We start from the raw sequence: 18,209 nt of genomic DNA on the forward strand, positions 1-18,209 counted from the left end.
AGTTAAAAGTCTGCGGAAAATTTTTAATAAAAAAACAGAATTGAAAATTTTTAAAATAGAATCATTAAAATAATTTACATGAAAATGATTATGCCAGATAAATTCGACTTCCCTTATGATTTCATTTTCATACCTTTTAATTCCTGGATGACTTTTATTACAAATAAGAATAAATTTATCTTTTTTATTTGGCCAATTATTAATTAATGTAATTATATAAGTATCTAACCCTCCAATATAATAATTCTCAGTAAAAAGTGCAATTCTCATTTATTCCAATTATTTTTTATGAACATAATATAAAAAACTTTATAACCATATTTAAAAAGCAAATACATTTACTTTTTTAAAACCTTTAAAGTCTTAATAATCTGCTTTCTCCATTTTTCAGAAACAAAATATTGTATAAAAAAAGAGCTAATTATTAAGCCTCCTATAGTTCCTGATACTATTAATAAATTTATTTTAGACTTTTCCTGTGGCAAATAATTACTAACAAAGAAAGAACCTAAAACTAAAAAAACCATAGGGACTAACATTGGTAGAAAAATAATTCTAATAGAACTTAATACATTATAATCCAAATAATCAGTCATCATCTTAAAGAGAAATAATGCTGAAAAGATAAAAGCCATCAATTTAAAAATCGCAAACGAATTCACCCCAAAAAGATTAATGGTCAACATAATACCTGTCCAGAAAATTACAGGCAATAAAGTACTGATAAAATACAATGTCTTTTGTCTTTCTTTAGCAATTAACATAAAATTCGTTGGATATGTAATAAATGCGAAAATATTACAAAAAACTAATATCTGAATTACTGTAACAGAATTTTCATAATTTGAACCAACCCATGAAAAAACTAGTGGTTTAGCTAAAATCGCTATTGCTACTATTGGAAAAACGACAACAGGTGCCAAAATAGTAACAATTTGTAGATAAAACGTTTTTAATGCTTTTTCATCTCCTATACCTACGAAATGATTGAAACGGACATTGAATGGAGAAAAAAGAATTCCAAAAATACTTCTAAAAAAAGAAAGTATTGTTAGACCTACAGCATAAATAGCTACCTTACTCGCTCCTATAAACATACCAATTGAAATAGAATCCAATTCATAATATAATATCCATGAAATAGTCATAAACAAACTAGCAAAAGCTAATCCTTTGGTTTTATCATATATTATTCTATTAAAATAAATAGATTGAATCAAACTTTTAAAATTATAATTATATCGATTTCTGGCAATTAGTAATGTAAATAATGCCGCAATAAAATTTACTATCTGTGTAAACAAAAAATAACCTACTATATCATATCTTTCCTCTCTAAAAAACCATAAAACGGATAGGATTTTAAACACACTGCCAATAATATTCGTCCGTTGAATAATAAAATCTTCCATCCGGATACCAAATACCATCTGTAACAAACGTTGTAGCAAAGTAGTAGGAGTAAAAACAGCTAAAATCAAAAGTAATGATGAAGCTATATAGTACTGATTAGGAGTATCAATTCCTTTAACCAATAAGTGAGGGTTTGAACTCAAAACAAAAAAACCAACCGAAAATAATACCAGAAAGATTAATAATATGAAATTAGTAAAACCAATCACTTTGATTTCTTCTTCCCTATTTCCTTTTGCAAAATATTCAGCCGCATATTTTTGTCCAGCTCCCAAAAATCCTAAATCAGCATATGCAAGGAATATTGAGAATGAAATACATACTGAATAAATTCCATAACTAACTGGATCTGAAGTAAGATAAGGAATAACTACAAACATGGAAAGAAAGTTCAACACGAGTGAAACACCTTGCCAAAGATAAATTTTAAGATAATTTTTAGTATAGGACTGTTCCATTATAACTTTAAAATTATTTCTATAAAAATTTCAGACGACATTCTGTTTTTACTCTCTTTTGATGTCAAATATTTATATAAATAATCATTATATAATTCTTTGTCAACATACAATTCATTTGACTTTGTAGAATTAACTAAATCAAATTGTGAAACTGTACAATTTAAAACTTTACTTAAGTACAATGTTGTTTCATATAAATCATACATAATTTTCTTTTCAGCTTCACAAGTGATAAAAAAAATAGGTTTCTTAAACAATATTGGAAAACTTATTGAGGTACTATAATTAGTAATAGCAAATTTACTATCCTTAACAAACTCACATGTTTGATTAAAAACAATTTTTCTGCCACAAAAAGGATTCTCTGTTTTATACTTATGTGCTTTAGGATGTGCGCATATCACAACTTTAAGATTATAGGTTTTCTCTATATAATCAAAATAATTATTTAATTGAGAATAATAAATATCAGAGTTAACAGTTTCAATACCTAAAATTGCAATATCAGGATGGTGCGGCAAATACACGTCCAAAAAAACACAATAATCATCACTAGAAGAAACTGGAGTATTTAAAACTAATAAGTACTTATCGTAGTCAAAAAAATTAATCTCTACAATGTGTCCTGTCTTTAAATCATATTCACTACCAATACCTATTGTCCTACCTCCTTCTGATCCTGCTCTAAAAATGACATCAAAAGTCTTTATATAATTATTTTTCTTTAATTGTTTTGCTATTATATTTTTGAAAGCTCCAATTATTTTTTTAAAATTAAAAGACAAAATTGTTCTGGAGATTTTAGATGAAATATTTCTTTCAGGCATGGGAAACATTCCCCTAGCAAAAAAACCTAATTTACAATTAAAAACTGTTAGAAGTCTAAACAACTTCCAAACACGAAATTCATAAGTTATATTCGTTATAAAAAATGTAGAATTAATAGTAGTTAATAATAATTTATTTTTTAATTCTCTTAAAGAATAAATTTGTACAGAATTAAATTTATTAACATCATTTAAATCATAATGATTATTAGGATTATTAGGAAAGTACAATTTTGATACATCCCAATATTCCACAATTAATCCATTATCAATACATTCATTAAGATAATAATCAGTACAATATTTATCCGTAATCGATTGATAATTAATATAAACTACTTTATTAATCATTTCTTTATTTCTTTAATAATTTTTGCGGGGCTTCCGACCGCTACTACACCATCAGGTATAGATCTAGCAACAATTGAACCTGCTCCAATTACAGAGTTTTTACCAACAGTAACACCTGGTAATAAAATTGAATTTGCTCCAATCCAACAACCATTTTTCAAAATTACTGCTTCATCTGGATAATAACCTTGATCAATCAGAGGAATATCCATTTGATCAAATTTGTGATTATTTATATAAATGTGTACTCCACATCCCATCATTACATTATCCTCAATAGTAATTGAAGTTTTTAGACTTTCAGATTCTCCAAATAACATAACTCCTGGGCGGATTACCACACGATCTCCAATTTCTATATTCGAACATCCGACAGCATAGGCTCCAGGTCTAAAATCTGCTGTATCAGAAAAATGCTTAAATTTTCTTTTGCAAAGAGAAAGCATTTGTTTTTTATAGTATAATCTCCAATGAGTAAATGGATGATCAGGTCCAATTCTATCGGCTCCAACATTATACTTTATTTTTTTTATTATATCAATTATCAACATTCCAATTCGCTAAATTTTCGCCTGATTCAATTAATTTTACTCGTGCTTTTGGAAGACCATCTCCTATGAAATTAAATAAATTTGCAGTAGCAACAGCACTAACATTTTTATACTTTAATCCATCCATAAAATGAGATTCGTTTCCAGCCCCCCCTGCAATTATAAGTGGTATCTTAATCTTTGATTCAAACTTTTTAATTGTATCAAAATCATATCCAAATCCGGTTCCATCTTTTTCAATAGAGTTTAGATATATTTCTCCTACTTCAAGTTTTTCCAAATAATGCAAATAATCTTCTAAATCAAGATTTATTTTAGTAGCTCCATCATTAATATAAACTTCATAAATTTCATCACTTTTCTTGTAATCAATTGAAGCTACAATGCTCTGTGAGCCATATCTTTTTATTAATGCTCTAACTAATTCTGGATCTGTATGTAAAATAGTATTTAAAACTATCTTATCAGCCCCACTATTAAAAAGTAATTCTGCATCTTCCATTGATCTAATTCCTCCACCAGCTGCAATAGGAATAAAAACATCATTCACTAAATTTTCAATAGTTTTTGCAAAATATGTAATTGATTTATTATTACGAGTTGCATTTAAAACTACTAATTCATCTAGGGAAAAGGCTATATTTTGAAATTTATAGTTTTTTTCAAGCCAATTTATATCACCCACTTTTTGCAATCTAAAGTTACGGCTCTGCATAAAAAAACCATCACTATAAATTAATGCGAATATTATTCTTTTTCTTAACATTAGAATTTTTCAATAAAATTTTTCAACAACCTTAAGCCATTTTTTTGACTAAGTTCTGGGTGAAACTGTACACCTACAATATTGTTGTATTCAAAACTTGCAATAAAATCGGAACCATAATGACAATAAGATTGGTTTATTTCGTGCTCACTAACCATTTTGTAGCTGTGAGTAAAATAAAAATCAGATTCATCTGACAATCCATCATATAGCTTTGATTTAATATCTGTTTTTAATTGATTAAAGCCTACATGTGGAACTTTTAGGTCTGTATTGTCAAACTTTATACAATGTGCATTCACAAATCCAAGTCCTGTTGTAAAACCATCCTCTGTACTTGAAGTACCTAAAAGTTGCATTCCTAAGCAAATTCCAATTAAAGGCTTATTATTTTTTACGGCAATCTCTTCAAGATATTTATCCAGATTGTTCTCCCTAATTTGAATCATTGCTTTTCTAAACGATCCAACACCTGGAAGAATTATTTTATCAGCGCTTTTAAGGGTTTCATAATCTGCAGAGATTACAATATTATCAGCACCTAGATAGTTCAAAGCGCTAATAATAGATTTTATATTTCCCATGCCATAATCGGCTATCACAATTTTCATATTGTAAAATCTTCTCCTGGTGTAAATTTAGGTGACCAAATACCATCTATTTTCTCAAACAGATCTTTGTTTGCATATTTATCTAAAACAGTATCAAATTCTTCTTTAGTCATTTTGTAATACTCTAAAAACACATTAATTAAATCATGAGGATAAGCATTATCATACATTTTTACTAAGTTTAACGCTTGGTCTCTTGTCATTGATCCTCTTCTGATTTCGATACCTGCATCTTGAGTTGCTCTTCCGAATCCAAATTTCAAGTACATCAAATAAGCATGTAAAGTATATAAAGCCTGATCATTTTGTGAAAAGTTTGTAAATGTATCTAAGCTTCCTTCTTCTTTTTCAATTAATCCGCAGTGTTCTTTTGCTACAACATAATTTCTATAAGAATCCCAAGCTTCAAAATAAGACCAGTGCGTGAAAGAAAGTCCAATTTTCGAGACTTCTTCATCAGTAGGGAATTTAAAAAATGCTAAATCAGCTTCGGAAATATCTCCATCAGCTCTAATTCTGTCAAAAACTATCTGATGTCCTCCTTCTAAATATATCTTTTTCATATACTCGATATCATAAAGAGGATTATTTTTACTTTCTGTCGAACCTCCGTACTCAACTTCACCATCTTCACCATAAAACATCAATGGTATTTTAAAGTTGGCTGCTGTTTTTATACATGCAGTCATAATAGCAATTAACCATCCATAATAAGGAAAACCTTTTTCGATAAAACCATATTTATTAAGTCTGTCTAAAACCACTGGATTAGGAGAAATATGAATATGATCATATCCTGACTGAATAAAATTAAAAAGATTTTGATCTCCAATTGGTAATGATAGTGCAGGACGTACAGTAACTGCTAATGGATTCATGCCATACTTATGCTTTAACATGTATGCAACATAAGATCCATCTTTACCCCCGCTGACAGGAACAATACAATCAAAATTTCCATTTGTAGATTTGTATTTTGTAATCAACTCGTCAAGTTGTTTTTGTCTATGTGACCAGTCAATTTGTTTTTTTTCCTCCATCCACTGACAAGCATTACACCAACCTCTCTCGTCAAATGTAATTCTAGGTCTTGTAGACATGTTTAAACAATTCTTACACCAGGTTATTTTTTTTCCGCTCATTTCTACTATTATTATTTTATACTTTGATTTATATTAAATGGCTGTCCAGCCTCCGTCAACAATTAAATTCTGTCCTGTAATATACTGAGAATCATCAGACAATAAAAAAGCAACTGTTGGCGCAATATCCTCTGGAGTACCTAATCTTCGCATTGGAACTTTTTTACAATAATTATTTACAAAAATTTCATTCTGATTATCAAAAATTCCTCCTGGAGAAACAGTATTTACCCTCACTTGCAGTGGACCAAAATACGAAGCCACATATCTTGTAAAATTTACTAATGCTCCTTTTATTGCCGAATATGCTGCCGGCATTGTCATAGTTGTTCCTTCATAAACATTGAAATCAGCACCAACAACTCCATAAATAGAGGCCATATTAATAATACTTCCATTTTTTTGACTTGCCATTTGCGAAGCAACTTTTTGAGTCAAATAAAAATAACTATTTAATTGCCAGTCAATATTTTGTTTCCATGAATCGAATAGAATATCTTCAAATTTATTTCCCCAATCTTTTGTTCTTGGATAAGCATTATTTACGAGTCCGTCAATTTTATTATATTTTTTTAAAACTAATTCAAATGCTTTGTCAATTGATGAAGTATCTGTTATATCACAGTACACATTAGATAAATCTTCATTTGTTTCATGATTTATTTCAAAATTAACACAAAACGCTCCTTCGGAGATCAGCCGATTTACAATCGCTTTTCCCAAAAGTCCATTCCCTCCGGTAATTATAATTATTTTGTTTTCTAATCTATTATTCATCTTTTAGGATAATCTTTAGTATTTCTATTGACTCTTTAAAAGAGTTCATTGGATGTATATTATTTCTCAAACAACTTATAAAATAATCTAACTGAAAATCATAAGTATTTTTTACCTCAAAATTAGGAGCTTCAAAAACTACTTTATTATCATCGTTTAAAATTCGATTATTTACTAAATCAACTTCTAAAACTTCATTATCAAAAACAACTTCGATTACTCTTTTAGATTTTTTTCTATAGTAATTTAATATAACATTTGCTGTAAATGTATCATACTCTAATATATAATTTGCATAATCAATTGCATCAATTTTTAAATTTGAAACACTTCTCAATGTTAAATTGCCTTTATTAGGAATTCCAAACAACCACGTTGTATAATCAAGTTCATGAAATAAATCTAAATGAACCCCGCCACCCATGGATGCATTTGAGCTGTATACCTTTCTAAAATCTACATTAGGTCTCCAATCCGGTAAATATGAACCACAATATACATTTACTTCATTAATTTTTAAATTTTCATTACTTAATTTGTTTTTTAAAAACTCAATACATGGATGAAATCTTAAATTACAAGCAACATAAGTAACAAGTTGTTTACGTACAATTATCTCAATTAATTTATCAACTCCTTTTAAAGTATGTACTGCAGGTTTCTCAATAAATAAAGGAATATTTAGTCCTGCTAATTTTTCAATAAATTCAAAATGCAAATTAGTTGGATTTGAGATAATAGCAAAATCAAAAGAAGCATTTAAATTTTCAAGATTATAAATATTTTCAATTCCTTCTTCAATTTCTGAATTTAAATTTGATCGTAATGCATAAATATTAATATCCTTTATCTTCAAATTTTGTAAAGCACTGATGTGTTTTCTGGCAATTGAACCTAAACCTATAATCAATATGTTCATAATTCAAAATCAAGTTTGTTATTTTGAAGAAGATATTCCATAAACAGAAAATCAACTGGATGATCTAAGTCAAAACATACATGATTCATTTCATATATTAAAGATCTGTCCGTAATTGCACTTTTTGTATCTTCATTAAAAAAAGATCTTCTATACCAGTAAAATGATGCATTTAACTCGTAGACTTTTGGTGCAGATTGACGAGTCATAACGCTTCCATCAAGATTGGTTTTAACTAACGAATAAAAACCTTCAGCGTTTTTCTCAACCATATTAAAATATGGACTTCTTGCAGCTGGGTTCACAGAAAACAAATTTAATGCTTCAGGATTTTCAAGAATAATATTTAATGCTTTTTCAATATCCTCAAAAGTGCGCAAAGGAGAAGTCACATCAAGATCTAAAATAAAATCGTATTTGTCTTCTGCAATAGATTCTTCATAAAATAATAAATCCCTAATAGTATCTATTTTTCCTGCAGCATCTGTTGCCAAATAATCTGGTCGGGAATAACTAGTCTTTAAACCAAATGACTCCGCTTTTTCTTTTATAGCTTCGTCATCTGTAGACAAAGCTACTTTCACATCAAATTTTTCCTTTATTTTTTTTGTTAAGTCAATTGAATATCCGATTAATGACTTACCGTTAATATCTTTTATATTTTTACCTGGAATACCTTTAGAACCTCCTCTGGCACAAATAGTTATTAATATTTTCATTCTAAAATTTTATGTTATGAATATCTATGTGAGCTTTTTCAAAATCTTCATGTTTTCCAACATCTAGCCAATAACCAGAAAAAGGAAATGAAATAACTTTTAGATTTTTACTAATTAATTCTTCCATCAGATCTGTTGCATTAAAAAATGTTTCTTTTGGGATGAAGTTTAACATTTTCTTTTTAATCAGATATATTCCTCCATTTGAGTAATAGGTATATGTTGGTTTTTCTTTAAAACTTTTTACTTCTCCTTTATTTGTCTCTAAAACTGCGTATGGAATATTGACTTGATATGGAATAGTCAAAACAGCCAAATCGGCATCTTGTCTTATAAATTCAAGAAAAAATTGCTCATAATCTATATTGGTCAATAAGTCAGAATTTGTAACAAGAATGTAATCATGTTCAAAATTCTTAATTTGTGAAACAGCTCCAATAGTCCCTAAAGGTTCATTCTCCCAAACATATTCAATCTTTACATTTTTGTTTTCACCTTTTCCAAAATGTTGTTCAATCTGTTCACCAAGATATTTTACAGAAACCCAAAAATCATCAATTCCAAATAGAGCTAATCGATCAAGATTATGTTCCATTATTGGCTTATCTCCAACTTTTAAGAGTGGTTTTGGAACTGTATCCGTTAAAGGTTGGAGTCTTTGTCCTCTTCCTCCAGCCATAATAACAGCATCAATTGGTAAATATGATCTGATTTTCCTAAAATTGATAACATTTACTACTTTCCGATTTTCATCAACGACTGGTACAATTCTAAAATCACCTTCGCGATATTCTATAACTTTTTTAAGATTATTTTCTCCTTTGACAATATATCGTGGATTATCCTGAATAATCTCATCAACATTACATTCTATTGTAAATCCTTTAAGCAAACCTCTTCTAACATCTCCATCTGTTAATGCTCCTATTAATTTATCTTTATTATCAACAACAAAAAGTATCGCATCTTGTGACAGTTCATTGAACTGAAGTAAAGCTTGCTTTATTTTACTTCCTGAAAGAATTAAGTGGTCTTTATAAATTCTCATGAGAATTGTTTAATGATTTTAATTATATTATCGGCTGCATTTAATCTGAAATAAATATTTTCACCCGTATAAACGTTTAATTCAATTGCTTTGACAACAGAAGAAACAATTACTTTTTCTTCAAATTCACAATTTATAATATTATTGCTTTGTGCGCGTCCTTTTTGTCTATCTCCAACATTCACAACATATTTTCCAAATGAAGCTGCCTCTAAAATTCCGCTAGAAGTATTTCCTAACAATAATGAAGCATAATACATTGCTGAAAAGTAATTTATTTTTCCGAAATTTTCAATTAGTAAAATTCTATCAGGAGCTTCTTCTTTTAATTTTTCAATAGCTTCGCGGTATATCGATCCTTGTGTATCAGCATTTGGCATTGTAATGACAATAAATCTATTTTCAGCTATTTTTTTTAAAGCTTTTTTCATTTCCTCTGCGTATTGAAAATTATCCTGCGTAGACATAGTTTCAGGATGGAAAGTTACTAGAATGAATTCTTCTTCGGGTATTCCAAATTTCTCAAAAAAAGTTTGTTTATCTAATGGAGTAAAACTTTTAATATCATTTAAACTCAAAGACCCTGTTGTGAAAACGTTTTTCGAAGAATCGATAAGATCTGAAACTTTTTCAGTAAAAATATCAGTAGCAGTAAAATGAAAAGTTGAAGCCAAAGAAATTTGATGACGGTATATGTTATCAATCGCCCCTAATGTTGTTTCTCCTCCATGAAGGTGTGCAAATTTAACTCCGAAAGGAATTCCCGCCTGAATAGCTGCACTCATTTCAAAACGATCTCCTAAACAGAAAACTAAATCATATTTATGAATCTGCCAAAAATCTGCAAATTTTAAAACAGTTAAACCATAAGATGAAGCTATAGATTCTTCAATATCATTTGAAATCAGAGATGATATAGCATGAATACAATTGTAAGAATCCTTTTCTATATCTTTTAGTGTATAACCATGACTTCTGGATAAATGTGTTCCAAAAGCAATAATTTCCAACTCAAAAAAATTATCTTTTTTAATTTTATTAAGTAAGGGAAGATATATACCGTAATCGGCTCGTGAACTTGTTAAAACACCTATTTTCATTAAATATCAGAAAATGAAAGTTTATCAAATTCAATCTTATCCACAATCAGCTTTTTACCGATAACTTTTTCCCATTCCATCGGAGAAATTCCATCTCCTGGTCGTAATGGGATAAGATCATCATCGGTTAAGATATGTCCTTTTGGTAAATTCTTATTTAAGTGGATACTTTTTCTTGCAATAGCAATATTTTTTGTTTCACTTTTACTTGGAACTTTCTCTCCATCTCCACTTATAGCCTTTTCAATATTACGTATTGCCAAAACCATTTCTTTCAATTCATGTGGCTCTAACGAAGCTACATGATCCGGACCAGATAAAGTCTTATCTAAAGTGAAATGTTTTTCTATAATTTGTGCTCCCAAAGCAACAGCAGCAACAGGAACTTCAATACCAAGTGTATGATCAGAATATCCTATCTGAGTCTTGAATTTTTCTTTAATAGACAGCATTGCTTTAAGGTTAACATCCTTCATTGGAGTCGGATATTCTGTATTACAATGTAAAATTGAAACCATTTCCTTTGAAAGTCCAAATTTTACTAATACTTCTAAAGCATTTTCAATATCTTTTTCAGAACACATTCCGGTAGACATTATAACAGGCTTTTTACATTGAGCCACAGCTTTAAGGTAAGGATAGTTCGTTATTTCTCCACTTGGAATTTTAAAAAATGTAAGCCCTAAATCATTTAGGTATTTTACTCCTTCAACATCGAATGCTGTAGAGAAAAAATTAATATTTCTTTCCGAACAATAAGATATTAACTCCAAATGATTCTCGTGACTTAACTCTAGATTTTTCAACATTGTATATTGAGAGTCATCACCATCATTAATATTTACACTTTGATAAGTTGCTTTTTTTGCAGATTTACTTACCAAATTATCAGCCTTAAAAGTCTGAAATTTGACATAATCCACTCCAGCTTCTACAGCAGCATCAATTAATTTTTTTGCTATCTGGATGTCACCATTATGATTGACTCCAGCTTCAGCTATAATAATTACTTTGTCCATTCTTAAATTATTCTCCCGGGATTACCTACAACTTTTTTTCCATCTGGAATATTAGTAATAATGACAGATCCTGCACCTATTATTACATCCTTCCCAATATTAACACCTTGCTTAACAACAGAATTTGCTCCCACAAAACTTCTTTCTCCAACTGTTACATTTCCAGCTAGAACAGCTCCAGGAGCAATATGGACTGCATCATGTAAACTGCATTCATGTTCGATAATACAGCCAGTATTTAAAATTACATTTTTTCCAATTTTTGCGAGAGAATTAACAGTTACATTTTTATTAATAAAAGTACCTGATCCTATTGAAACATTTTTAGAAATAACTGCCGTTTTATCGATAATAGTTTGAACTACTTTACCTTTTTCTTCAATTAAATTTGAAATATTTTGTCTCAATTTATTATCACCTATACCTAGCGCAAAAGGAATTTCTCTAGACCAACCTACGAAATTAGTTTCTATTTCGAATCCTAAATAAATTAAGTCGTAAGGATTCGAATTTGCTTCTACTTTATCTGAATATCCAACAATATTTAAACCTATATCCAGAATAGCATCTGCAACAACATATGCATGTCCAGAATAGCCAACAAGAATAACTTCCTTATCTAACACTACTTGGTATATTTACAATTCTCTCTTCTAAAAACTCCGCGTTAAGCTGTTTATCTCTTTGACAATTACTGTACATTGGTAAGCGGTACATCAACTGCCAGATAGGTCTTGTCATTACGTTATTATCGTTTGTTACTTTCAAAAACAAATCACGATCTGACTTATTTTCAAGTTCCACACACATTAACCAATAGTTGGCTTTTGTGTTTGGAGTTTCAGTTCTAAATTTCACACCATTTGATGCAAAAAATGATTCATACTGTTTTGCTAATGTTCTTTTGTTCTCAAGAAAATTATCTAATTGCTCTAATTGAGCACATGCGAGAGCAGCGTTTAGATTGGGCATTCTAAAATTATACCCCATTTCATCGTGAACATATTCGTATGGATGTGGAATCTTCGCTGTAGTTGTCAAGTATTTACCTTTTTCTCCTAATTTCAGATCATTTGTAACAATTGCACCGCCACCTCCGCATGTTACTATTTTATTTCCATTAAATGAAAATGCGCCAAGCTTTCCAAAACTACCTGTCGATTTTCCTTTATATTCACTACCTAAAGATTCTGCCGCATCTTCTAGTACTGGAATTTTCCATTTATCGCAAACCTCTATTAATTCATCTAAATGTACAGGAAAACCAAACGTATGCATTGGTAAACAAGCACTTATTTTTTTTCCTGTTTTTTTATTATAACAACCATCTTCTCTTAAATCACCAAATTCTTCTAAAAAAACTGCAACGGAATTTGGTGACAATCCCATCGTATCCAAATCCACATCTAGAAAAACCGGGGTTGCATTTTGGTACGCGATTGCATTAGCTGTTGCTACAAAAGTTAAAGCTTGGGTTAAAACCTCATCACCAGCTTTTACTCCAATTAATCGTAAAGCTACCTGAATTGCAGCTGTACCATTTACAACAGCAACTGCTCTTTGAGTATTGGTAATATTTTGCATCATTACTTCAAATTGATCCACATACGCACCAACTGAAGAAACAAAAGTAGAATCTATTGTCTCAAGTAAATATTTTTTTTCATTACCCCCAAAATGAGGAACATGCAGAGGTATGAAATTTTCTGTCTTATATTGTTCTTTTATAAAAGAAATCGTAGCTTTAATAGCATTATTCATAATTACATTTTTGAATCTAAATACTTACCTGTTTCCTTATGCCCGAAATTAGGTATCATACTATGAAATAAATCCACTATTTCTTCCTTTTTCCATTCTTTATTGCATTTCATTTCCTTTACTCTTTCTGAAAAATTCACCAACTTATCTTGTTCAAAAATAGCATCATTCTTTATAACGCCCAAGTTCTCGAAACGTTGCATGTCAAGTATTTCATTTTCGGTAAAAAATTCTTCAAAATCTTTTTCACCAGTAGTATCACTAGACGTAAACAAACATGGCCATTTTTTTTCTTTGATTAGTTCTTCAGACATAGTCCTGGCTTCTTCTTCAGAACCACAAGGATAAGCTTCATACCCCAATTCTGCTAAATATTTAACTGCAATATCTGCAAATGTAATTAAATGTAAATTTTCACTTAATTTAGGAAAAAAAACATCTCGGTTCTCCCCAAAAATACAAGACATTAAACAAAGTTCACCAGACTCTTTCGGGGTAACAAAATATCTTTTAATATCGTTTGGCGCTACAATTGGTTGTTTTTTTATAATTCGTTGATTAAACCCATGTAACAATGATCCATCTGAAAAGGCAACATTTGCAAAACGAGCTGTTGAAATTTTAATTTTTTCGCTTTTACGCATCAAATACATTTCCATGATTCTTTTTGAAGCCCCCATCATATTAACAGGATTAGCAGCTTTATCTGTAGAAACACAAAAATATTTTTTAGCACCATTTTCTATTGATTGTTCTAACGTTTTTTCTGTATTGAAAACATTTACATCAATCATTCTCATTAAAGTAAAAGGATCTTTTTCACTTCGAACATGTTTCAATGCTGATAAATTTAAAACATAATCATATTGTCCATCAGATTTAATAAAAGCATCATATTCAATTGAGCCTATATCTAAGGCAAATGTTTGAAAATCTCCGTCAATATAACCAAAAGAGCTTCTGATATCTCTTACAAGCTCAACCATATTGTTCTCACTAATATCAACAACGTGCAATTTAGCAGGATTTCTTTTGAATATCTCTTTAGTAACGGCTTGACCAATTGAACCCGCACCACCAATAACTAAAAATGAAGAAGATTCAACTATTTTTTTTAGTTCAGCTTCATGTGTTAAAATATCTTTTTCAAATATTTCTTCTTCTCTGCCAATTAATTTTAAAATGTTCACTATTTAATAATTTAAATTATTGAGCTCTTTAAAAATCTTTTTAAGTATCAAATATAACACTATAAAAAAACCACTTAAAAAACCACCTAAAATGATTCCTTTTGCTTTACCAAATCTTTCTTTTTTTAATGGTAAAATTGGTTTGTCAATTACTTGAATTAATGGTGTTTCTTTACGTAAAGTAACCTTGGCTAGCTCGGTCTGTTTAACTAACTCTGTAAGTATAGCTGTATTAGCCTGTACATCCACCTGCCTGCGGGCAGAAGGCGCACGACGTACATTCATTGCTGGGTTTAATCCAAAGGTATTATCATTTGCTACAGCTACTCCTGTAATCGCTCCATTAAGTTCACGACGAATAGAATCTGTTTGACGTTCTAAAATCAACATGTTTTCACGGGATTTTTTACTTTTGGTATGGATATAAAAATCAGATACTTCTTTAGCTAAAGCTTCACAAAAATATTTAGAAAACAATTCATTTTCAGAAGTCACATCAATACTGATTATAGCAACTTTTTTATCCTTTTGAGCTACTGCCAAAGCTGACTTTGATAAATTAGCATATATAGCTCCTATAATACTATCCTGAACCCGGGTAAATTTTTGACGATTGGCATTGGGTAAAAACTCTAATTTAGCGAAATCCGGCTTTTCATCCCAGCTTTTTCGCCATTCATTATTCTGAATATACATTTCGGCTAAAGAGATATTCTTCCCATTGACATTAACAGGAGACAATAAGGTTTTCTCCACCATAGACCTGGATTTAAACAACTCTGTCAAATTAGAGCCTGAAAAAACACCACCACTGCTTCCTCCTAAATCTAATCCAAAAGAACTAGCCAAACCTAAGGCTCCTCCTACACCTCCTCCTTTTTCATCTTCCAAAGCAAAGGTCATGGTAGCTGTATACACCGGCTTTTTTATAAAAGAATAAGCTAATCCTAAACCAGCACCTATGACTCCCGCTAACACAATAATCTTCCATTGAGACAGTAAATAATCATACCACTCTTTTACTTTCAAAATAAGTTCCTTTAAACTTATTTCGTCATTTTGTACTTCCATCAATTCTTTATATTTTTAATAAGCAGCTGTTAATCATAACTAAAAACAGCTAACTGATAACAGACAAGATTTTATCTAAAAGCAGTTATAATCAATAAGGCCAGACTAGAAAATATACTTCCAAAACCAACCCATTCACCTGCAGTCAATTTCTTACGCTCTGGTTTTTCGGGTACTATGATTTGAGAATCGGGCATTACTTTAGGATAGGATCTAAAAAACAAAAATGAACTAGCAACATCGGCTTTACCATTAGGATAAATAATGTATGCTTTCTTTTTCCAGCCTTTAGCATCTACACCTCCGACCGAATTTAAATAGTATCTAAATGATTTCCCTTCGCGGTAAGGAATTTCAGAATTTAATAGCACATTCCCTGTCACTTTTATTCCTTCATTAAATTCAGCGATTTCAATCTGATCCCCTGGAAATAAGGTAACATTAGAATAATGCTTTGGATCTTTCGTTATCTTATTCCAATCTACCGGTATTATAGTATATTTCATTTGATTCTTCAATTTTTCACTTAACTTAACCGATGTAGAATCTGAATTCGATAAATTTAAATCGATGCTTTGTATTTTTTCTATTTGTTCTGCTTTAATAGGTCGTTTAATTTTTACTCCCTGAATATTAGCCACATCTTTTAAGCCTCCTGCACGGGAAACAATATTATAAACGGTTTCTTTTTTATTCTGCAAAACATAATTACCTGGATAAACTACTGCTCCTGTTATACTAACCATTTCCGGTTTTTCATAAACTGCTACTCTCCTAATGTTAATGACATCAAAAGGCATCAAAGCATAATTTTTAAGCTGTTCATTATTTTCCGGAGTCAATTCTAAGTTAATTAGTTCTATACGATTTGGATTAGAATTATCAATATTATCTGATTTAATCATTCTGGCTATTTCAACACGTTTAGAAGCTGAACCTGTTAAACCACCTGCTTGTACTAATAAATCATTAAGAGTTAAATTATCTAAATAATCATATTCTCCCGCATTTCTAACCTCACCAGCAATAGTAACTTTGTATTCTTCCCTAAAATCTAAAACAGAATACACAGTAACAATATCTTCTCTTTTTAATAAAACATCTGCATTTAGATCTCCTGAAAGTGCTGCCCCTAAATCGGCGTTAATAATCTCTGTACTCAAATCGTTTTTTAAACGAACAATACGCGCACGTTTACTATAGGCATCTTCTTTTAATCCTTCTGCCTGAGCTATCAAATCAGAAATTCGCATTCCCTCAGTAAATGAATAAAAATTAGGTCTAAAGACTGCTCCTTCAATTTTAATACGATTTTCAAAACGATTTAAAATTTTAGTTACTCTAAAAACGTCTCCTGATTGAGGAAGATAGCTATTAAAATCTTTTTGAAGAATATCACGAACTTTAAACTCTTTTGCTGTTTTTTGAGTAACATTCACCGAAGCAGTATATGCAAACTCATTAAAGCCTGAAGCGAAATTTAAAAGCTGAGCAAATGTCTCACCTTTTTTCATTTCAAAAATACCTGGTCTTTTTACTTCACCATTGATAGTGACACGCTGACTGTAGGCCGGAATACGAATAACATCATTCTCTTTCAAACTCACATTATCCGACTGATCGCCTTTAACCAGAAAATTATAAATATCAACATTACGATATACTTTATTATTTCTGATTAATTCGATATTTCTGTAACTTCCGTTTTTACCAGGCCCTCCTGCTAAATGTAACGCATTATAAACAGTAGCCAAAGAAGAAACCGAATAATTACCCGGTTGTTTTCCTCCTACTACGGTAATTTTAATAGTACGAATGCGGCTTAAACTCACACTAACCTTAGACTGTCCTGAGCTAACAGTACTATACACTCTTGCAATAGCCGCTTTTATTTTTTGGGTAGCTGCTTCAATTGAAATTCCAGAAACAGCAATTTGCCCCACATATTGAATGGTAATTTTACCTTCAACACTTACAGGAATACTTTCATTATATTCTTGCACTCCATAAACACTCACTTGTAACTCATCTCCGGGACCTAGAATATAATTCATTGGAGTAGCTAATTTCAAATCTGGTTCAAAATTTAAAGTTGGATTATCAAATAGCTCCGAACCAAAAATTTGAGCATTTAATGAATCTTTTATTTTAATATTAGAAACCTTTTCTTGTTTTCTTGTTCTTTCAGCAGTTGAACTATTAGTATTTACTAAAGAGTTATTTAATGTAGGTTTATCAATTCGGGCACGCAATTTTGAAAACTCAGCTGATGACATTCCTTTAGACAATGCAATAGACTCAAGCTGATTCAATGTCATGCTCTTACTTTGTAATTGTGTCTTTATTTTTACTACATCAGCTTCTGATAAATTATCAACTTTTACCGAACTTAAATCATTCATATTTAAGAAATCCTGAGCTAACATCTCAGGAGACTGTAAAAATGTAAATAATATAATAATGACTGTAATTATTTTTTTCAT

General features: G+C 30.2%; 18 protein-coding genes. All 18 read right to left on the reverse strand.

Annotated features, from left to right (window positions below; genetic code table 11):
* A partial coding sequence (locus tag FEM21_RS16705; protein ID WP_035659171.1) for a hypothetical protein occupies positions 1–270 on the reverse strand: 270 nt, incomplete at its 3' end.
* 68 nt (positions 271–338) lie between these two features.
* Positions 339–1,793 (reverse strand): MATE family efflux transporter, encoded by a 1,455-nt coding sequence (locus FEM21_RS07115; protein ID WP_160171309.1) that lies wholly within the window; start codon positions 1,791–1,793, stop codon positions 339–341.
* 77 nt (positions 1,794–1,870) lie between these two features.
* Entirely contained in the window at positions 1,871–3,052 is a 1,182-nt protein-coding gene (locus FEM21_RS07120; RefSeq protein ID WP_035659173.1) for a hypothetical protein, read from the reverse strand.
* Positions 3,049–3,603: an acyltransferase gene (locus FEM21_RS07125; protein WP_236353568.1), complete on the reverse strand. Its 555-nt coding sequence runs from the start codon at positions 3,601–3,603 to the stop codon at positions 3,049–3,051. The genes FEM21_RS07120 and FEM21_RS07125 overlap by 4 nt, the downstream gene beginning before the upstream one ends.
* Positions 3,590–4,369, reverse strand: a complete 780-nt coding sequence (locus tag FEM21_RS07130) for a HisA/HisF-related TIM barrel protein (protein ID WP_035659174.1) — start codon at positions 4,367–4,369, stop codon at positions 3,590–3,592. The genes FEM21_RS07125 and FEM21_RS07130 overlap by 14 nt, the downstream gene beginning before the upstream one ends.
* Positions 4,369–4,980: an imidazole glycerol phosphate synthase subunit HisH gene (gene hisH, locus FEM21_RS07135; protein WP_035659175.1), complete on the reverse strand. Its 612-nt coding sequence runs from the start codon at positions 4,978–4,980 to the stop codon at positions 4,369–4,371. The genes FEM21_RS07130 and hisH overlap by 1 nt, the downstream gene beginning before the upstream one ends.
* Positions 4,977–6,122 carry an N-acetyl sugar amidotransferase gene (locus tag FEM21_RS07140; RefSeq protein ID WP_035659177.1) on the reverse strand — a complete coding sequence of 382 codons (1,146 nt, stop codon included), beginning with the start codon at positions 6,120–6,122 and terminating at the stop codon, positions 4,977–4,979. Before FEM21_RS07140 ends, hisH begins: the two co-directional genes overlap by 4 nt.
* Before the next feature lie 33 nt (positions 6,123–6,155).
* On the reverse strand, positions 6,156–6,899 hold the full coding sequence (locus FEM21_RS07145; protein WP_035659178.1) for an oxidoreductase: 744 nt from the start codon (positions 6,897–6,899) through the stop codon (positions 6,156–6,158).
* Positions 6,892–7,818: a Gfo/Idh/MocA family protein gene (locus FEM21_RS07150; RefSeq protein ID WP_035659179.1), complete on the reverse strand. Its 927-nt coding sequence runs from the start codon at positions 7,816–7,818 to the stop codon at positions 6,892–6,894. The genes FEM21_RS07145 and FEM21_RS07150 overlap by 8 nt, the downstream gene beginning before the upstream one ends.
* Complete coding sequence (locus tag FEM21_RS07155) at positions 7,815–8,537, reverse strand: acylneuraminate cytidylyltransferase family protein (RefSeq protein ID WP_035659181.1); 723 nt, start codon at positions 8,535–8,537, stop codon at positions 7,815–7,817. The genes FEM21_RS07150 and FEM21_RS07155 overlap by 4 nt, the downstream gene beginning before the upstream one ends.
* Position 8,538: 1 nt before the next feature.
* On the reverse strand, positions 8,539–9,585 hold the full coding sequence (locus tag FEM21_RS07160; protein WP_035659182.1) for a nucleotidyltransferase family protein: 1,047 nt from the start codon (positions 9,583–9,585) through the stop codon (positions 8,539–8,541).
* A complete protein-coding gene (gene neuC, locus FEM21_RS07165) occupies positions 9,582–10,685 on the reverse strand; it encodes a UDP-N-acetylglucosamine 2-epimerase (protein WP_035659184.1) in 1,104 nt (367 codons plus the stop codon). The genes FEM21_RS07160 and neuC overlap by 4 nt, the downstream gene beginning before the upstream one ends.
* Positions 10,685–11,704 carry an N-acetylneuraminate synthase gene (gene neuB, locus FEM21_RS07170; protein WP_035659185.1) on the reverse strand — a complete coding sequence of 340 codons (1,020 nt, stop codon included), beginning with the start codon at positions 11,702–11,704 and terminating at the stop codon, positions 10,685–10,687. The genes neuC and neuB overlap by 1 nt, the downstream gene beginning before the upstream one ends.
* Positions 11,705–11,706: 2 nt before the next feature.
* Positions 11,707–12,330 (reverse strand): acetyltransferase, encoded by a 624-nt coding sequence (locus tag FEM21_RS07175; RefSeq protein ID WP_035659186.1) that lies wholly within the window; start codon positions 12,328–12,330, stop codon positions 11,707–11,709.
* Entirely contained in the window at positions 12,320–13,465 is a 1,146-nt protein-coding gene (locus tag FEM21_RS07180; protein WP_035659187.1) for a LegC family aminotransferase, read from the reverse strand. Before FEM21_RS07180 ends, FEM21_RS07175 begins: the two co-directional genes overlap by 11 nt.
* A gap of 2 nt (positions 13,466–13,467) precedes the next feature.
* Positions 13,468–14,655 (reverse strand): UDP-N-acetylglucosamine 4,6-dehydratase, encoded by a 1,188-nt coding sequence (locus FEM21_RS07185; protein WP_201448282.1) that lies wholly within the window; start codon positions 14,653–14,655, stop codon positions 13,468–13,470.
* 3 nt (positions 14,656–14,658) lie between these two features.
* Positions 14,659–15,726, reverse strand: a complete 1,068-nt coding sequence (locus FEM21_RS07190; RefSeq protein WP_035659189.1) for a Wzz/FepE/Etk N-terminal domain-containing protein — start codon at positions 15,724–15,726, stop codon at positions 14,659–14,661.
* A 71-nt stretch (positions 15,727–15,797) separates the two neighbouring features.
* A complete protein-coding gene (locus FEM21_RS07195) occupies positions 15,798–18,209 on the reverse strand; it encodes a polysaccharide biosynthesis/export family protein (RefSeq protein ID WP_035659191.1) in 2,412 nt (803 codons plus the stop codon).

It is taken from the genome of Flavobacterium seoulense, from assembly GCF_000695795.1.
In the GTDB taxonomy this organism is placed as follows: Bacteria; Bacteroidota; Bacteroidia; order Flavobacteriales; family Flavobacteriaceae; genus Flavobacterium; species Flavobacterium seoulense.